Origin of the sequence: Sunxiuqinia indica (assembly GCF_009847015.1) — a bacterium.
In the GTDB taxonomy this organism is placed as follows: domain Bacteria; phylum Bacteroidota; class Bacteroidia; order Bacteroidales; family Prolixibacteraceae; genus Sunxiuqinia; species Sunxiuqinia indica.
Window position 1 is genome coordinate 1 of record NZ_WVEM01000031.1, and the last position, 5,450, is coordinate 5,450.

General features: G+C 48.5%; 2 tRNA genes and 3 rRNA genes. All 5 read left to right on the forward strand.

From position 1 onward, the window contains the following. Positions 1–183: 183 nt before the first annotated feature. Positions 184–1,703, forward strand: a 16S ribosomal RNA gene (locus tag GR929_RS21625). Positions 1,704–1,843: 140 nt separating this feature from the next. Next, positions 1,844–1,917: transfer RNA gene (locus tag GR929_RS21630), tRNA-Ile, on the forward strand. Between the two features lie 80 nt (positions 1,918–1,997). Further along, positions 1,998–2,071, forward strand: a tRNA-Ala gene (locus GR929_RS21635). Between the two features lie 248 nt (positions 2,072–2,319). Continuing rightward, positions 2,320–5,193 (forward strand): 23S ribosomal RNA (locus GR929_RS21640). A gap of 107 nt (positions 5,194–5,300) precedes the next feature. Next, positions 5,301–5,411 (forward strand): 5S ribosomal RNA (gene rrf / locus GR929_RS21645). The 16S, 23S and 5S rRNA genes sit together here with 2 tRNA genes alongside, the layout of an rRNA operon. Positions 5,412–5,450: the final 39 nt, after the last annotated feature.

Here is a 5,450-nt window from a genome sequence, read left to right on the forward strand (position 1 = left end):
AATCGACATATCAGCAAGAAGTACACAGAAGCCGCGGTGATGAGTTGCGGTTATTTTTTGCCACAAATAGTTCATTGAAAATATTGAAAAAGTAGAAAGATAAGGAAGAATTGCGAATTAAACGAGTTTATTCCACGAGCTAGACAAGATTGAATCTTTAAAAGATTCTAACAATTTTTATTTACAACGAAGAGTTTGATCCTGGCTCAGGATGAACGCTAGCGGGAGGCCTAACACATGCAAGTCGAGGGGTAACAGGGAGCTTGCTCCGCTGACGACCGGCGCACGGGTGAGTAACGCGTATGCAACCTGCCTTTTACAGGAGAATAGCCCGGAGAAATCCGGATTAATACTCCATGGTATTAAGAGACCGCATGGTTTTTTAATTAAAGATTTATCGGTAAAAGATGGGCATGCGTGACATTAGTTAGTTGGTGAGGTAACGGCTCACCAAGACTACGATGTCTAGGGGTTCTGAGAGGATGATCCCCCACACTGGTACTGAGACACGGACCAGACTCCTACGGGAGGCAGCAGTGAGGAATATTGGTCAATGGGCGCAAGCCTGAACCAGCCATCCCGCGTGAAGGAAGACTGCCCTATGGGTTGTAAACTTCTTTTCTGCACCAAGAATGGACATTACGTGTAGTGTTTTGACGGTAGTGCAGGAATAAGCATCGGCTAACTCCGTGCCAGCAGCCGCGGTAATACGGAGGATGCAAGCGTTATCCGGATTCATTGGGTTTAAAGGGTACGTAGGTGGCCCAGTAAGTCAGTGGTGAAATCCTGCCGCTTAACGGTAGAACTGCCATTGATACTGCTGGGCTTGAGTACAGTTGAGGTAGGCGGAATGTGTAGTGTAGCGGTGAAATGCTTAGATATTACACAGAACCCCGATTGCGAAGGCAGCTTACTAAACTGTAACTGACACTGAGGTACGAAAGCGTGGGGAGCGAACAGGATTAGATACCCTGGTAGTCCACGCCGTAAACGATGCTCACTCGCTGTATGCGATACACAGTATGCGGCCAAGCGAAAGTATTAAGTGAGCCACCTGGGGAGTACGTTGGCAACAGTGAAACTCAAAGGAATTGACGGGGGCCCGCACAAGCGGAGGAACATGTGGTTTAATTCGATGATACGCGAGGAACCTTACCTGGGCTTAAATGCAGAACGACAGACGTCGAAAGATGTTTTTCTTCGGACGGTCTGCAAGGTGCTGCATGGTTGTCGTCAGCTCGTGCCGTGAGGTGTCGGGTTAAGTCCCATAACGAGCGCAACCCCTACCGTTAGTTACCATCAGGTTATGCTGGGGACTCTAGCGGGACTGCCACCGTAAGGTGCGAGGAAGGTGGGGATGACGTCAAATCAGCACGGCCCTTATGTCCAGGGCTACACACGTGTTACAATGGCCAGTACAAAGGGCAGCTACCAGGCGACTGGATGCTAATCTCTAAAGCTGGTCTCAGTTCGGATCGAAGTCTGCAACCCGACTTCGTGAAGCTGGATTCGCTAGTAATCGCGCATCAGCCATGGCGCGGTGAATACGTTCCCGGGCCTTGTACACACCGCCCGTCAAACCATGGAAGCTGGGGGTACCTGAAGTCTGTGACCGCAAGGAGCGGCCTAGGGTAAAACTAGTAACTGGGGTTAAGTCGTAACAAGGTAGCCGTACCGGAAGGTGTGGCTGGAACACCTCCTTTCTGGAGCTTGGAATAGACAATAATCGTATAACGAGCATTTTTCTTTATCACTACTTTTTTAAAAAATATAAGAGCAAAACGCGGAAAGCTGTCAGCTTTAAGGCTTATAGCTAGAAGCTGTAAACGCTAAAAGAAAAGACAGTCCCGTAGCTCAGCTGGTTAGAGCGCTACACTGATAATGTAGAGGTCCCCAGTTCAAGTCTGGGCGGGACTACTAAGTAGTTCCAAGTTAAAAGTTCAAAGTTGCAAGTTGTTCAACTTCAAACTTGAAACCCGGAACTTGAAACTGATTTCGGGGGATTAGCTCAGTTGGCTAGAGCGCTAGATTTGCATTCTAGAGGTCAAGGGTTCGACTCCCTTATTCTCCACGAAAGAGACAAAAAGGTCGTAAGACAAACACGTTCAACACATATTGAAAAAAACCAGAACAGGCAACAAGTTTGGAATTTGAAACCTGAAATTTGGAATTTAAGAACAGATACCCAGAGGTGGTAAACAATCCGGTTCGACTCCGGGCGTATCTACATTTAACAGTCCTTCGGGACAAGTTATAAAGTTCTTTGACATATTGGGAAAATAAGAGAATGTAAATTACATTCAACCTTAAAAGAATCAAGAGAAAGTTATTAAGGGCGCACGGGGGATGCCTAGGCTCTCAGAGGCGATGAAGGACGTGATAAGCTGCGAAAAGTTGCGGGGATTGGCAAATACGAATTGATCCGCAAATATCCGAATGGGACAACCTGGTCTTCGGACCATCCGATTATGTCGGAAGCTAACCCAGGGAACTGAAACATCTAAGTACCTGGAGGAAGAGAAAACAAAAGTGATTCCGTAAGTAGTGGCGAGCGAACGCGGAACAGCCTAAACCAATATTGTTTCGGCAATGTTGGGGTTGTAGGACCACAATATTCGATAATACATTAAGTGGAATGAACTGGAAAGTTCAATCAAAGAAGGTGATAATCCTGTACACGTACATTGTATTAAAGATAGTGGTATCCTGAGTAGGGCGGGACACGAGAAATCCTGTCTGAATCTGCCGGGACCATCCGGTAAGGCTAAATACTACTGAGAGACCGATAGTGAACAAGTACCGTGAGGGAAAGGTGAAAAGCACCCTGAACAAGGGAGTGAAAAAGTACCTGAAACCGTGCGCTTACAAGCTGTAGGAGCCCTGATTTATTGGGGTGACTGCGTGCCTTTTGCATAATGAGCCTACGAGTTAGTCGTTACTGGCAAGGTTAAGGGATTAAGTCCCGGAGCCGAAGCGAAAGCGAGTCTGAACAGGGCGCTTAAGTCAGTAGCGCTAGACGCGAAACCTTGGTGATCTACCCATGGTCAGGTTGAAGTCCCGGTAACACGGGATGGAGGACCGAACCAGGAAACGTTGAAAAGTTTTTGGATGAACTGTGGGTAGGGGTGAAAGGCCAATCAAACTGGGAAATAGCTCGTACTCCCCGAAATGCATTTAGGTGCAGCGTCGTGTATGAGTCTTATAGAGGTAGAGCTACTGATTGGATGCGAGGGCTTCACCGCCTATCAAATCCAGACAAACTCCGAATGCTATAAGATGCTTCACGGCAGTGAGGGCATGGGTGCTAAGGTCCGTGTCCGAGAGGGAAAGAACCCAGACCATCAGCTAAGGTCCCCAAGTGTATATTAAGTTGAACAAACGAGGTCTGATTGCATAGACAGCTAGGATGTTGGCTTGGAAGCAGCCATTCATTTAAAGAGTGCGTAACAGCTCACTAGTCGAGCGATCGGGCGTGGATAATAATCGGGCATTAAATATACCACCGAAGCTATGGATTTATGGTAGGGGAGCATTCCAATCTAGCGTTGAAGGTGTACCGTGAGGTATGCTGGAGCGTTTGGAAAAGCAAATGTAGGCATAAGTAACGATAAAGCAGGTGAGAAACCTGCTCGCCGATAGACTAAGGTTTCCTGATCAACGCTAATCGGATCAGGGTTAGTCGGGGCCTAAGGCGTACCCGAAGGGGGAAGTCGATGGACAATTGGTTAATATTCCAATACCTTTTGATACTGCGATGGGGTGACGAAGTAATGAAAGATCCGCGTACTGACGGAATAGTACGTTAAATGGTGTAAGTTATGAGAGGCATAGGCAAATCCGTGCTTTGAGCTGAAACCAGACAGTACCGTGAGCCTTCGGGCAAACGGATAGTGATCCTAAGAGCTTCCAAGAAAAACCTCTAAGCTTCAGGTATCAAAAGCCCGTACCGCAAACCGACACAGGTAGTCAAGGAGAGAATCCTGAGGCGCTCGAGTGATTCATGGCTAAGGAACTAGGCAAAATCGCCCCGTAACTTCGGGAGAAGGGGCGCTCTACTCCGGTAGAGCCGCAGTGAAAAGGCGCATGCGACTGTTTATCAAAAACACATGGCTATGCTAAATTGAAAGATGATGTATATGGCCTGACACCTGCCCGGTGCCGGAAGGTTAAGAGGGGATGTTATCTTCGGAGAAGCATTGAATCGAAGCCCCGGTAAACGGCGGCCGTAACTATAACGGTCCTAAGGTAGCGAAATTCCTTGTCGGGTAAGTTCCGACCTGCACGAATGGTGTAACGATGTGCGCACTGTCTCGGCCATGAGCTCGGTGAAATTGTAGTCTCGGTGAAGATGCCGAGTACCCGCAACGGGACGGAAAGACCCCGTGAACCTTTACTGCAACTTCACATTGATTCTGGGTAAGTGATGTGTAGGATAGGACGGAGACTATGAAGCGGGTTCGCCAGGACTCGTGGAGTCATCCTTGAAATACGTCCCTTTGCTTACTTGGAACCTAACCCCGTTATGCGGGGGACAGTGTGTGGTGGGTAGTTTGACTGGGGTGGTCGCCTCCAAAAGAGTAACGGAGGCTTCTAAAGGTGCCCTCATGGCGATTGGTAACCGCCAGCAGAGTATAATGGTATAAGGGCGCTTGACTGTGAGACTGACAAGTCGACCAGGTACGAAAGTAGAGCATAGTGATCCGGTGGTTCCGTATGGAAGGGCCATCGCTCAAAGGATAAAAGGTACTCCGGGGATAACAGGCTGATCGCTCCCAAGAGCTCATATCGACGGAGCGGTTTGGCACCTCGATGTCGGCTCGTCACATCCTGGGGCTGGAGAAGGTCCCAAGGGTTGGGCTGTTCGCCCATTAAAGTGGCACGCGAGCTGGGTTCAGAACGTCGTGAGACAGTTCGGTCCCTATCTGTTGTGGGCGTTGGAAATTTGAGAGGGCCTGCCGCTAGTACGAGAGGACCGCGGTGGACATACCTCTAGTGTACCTGTTGTGGCGCCAGCTGCATTGCAGGGTAGCTATGTGTGGAAGGGATAAGTGCTGAAAGCATCTAAGCACGAAGCCTGCCTCAAGATGAGATTTCCTTTAAGGGTCGTGGGAGACTACCACGTTGATAGGCTGCAGGTGGAAGTTCAGTGATGGGCGTAGCCGAGCAGTACTAATTACCCGTAGACTTTCCTTGCAAATTTTAAGGTTGTTTGACAATTTAGATTCTTTTCCCGGTATGTTAAAAATATTTAAGTGTTGTGTACTTCCTGAATTACTCAGGAACTAAGCAAAGCAAAGATTTTAGGTGATTATTGCGGTGGGGCTCCACCTCTTCCCATTCCGAACAGAGAAGTTAAGCCCGCCAGCGCCGATGGTACTGCAGAAATGTGGGAGAGTAGGTCGTCGCCATTCTTTACCAGCCCGGTGTTCTCCAGAGCATCGGGCTTTTTG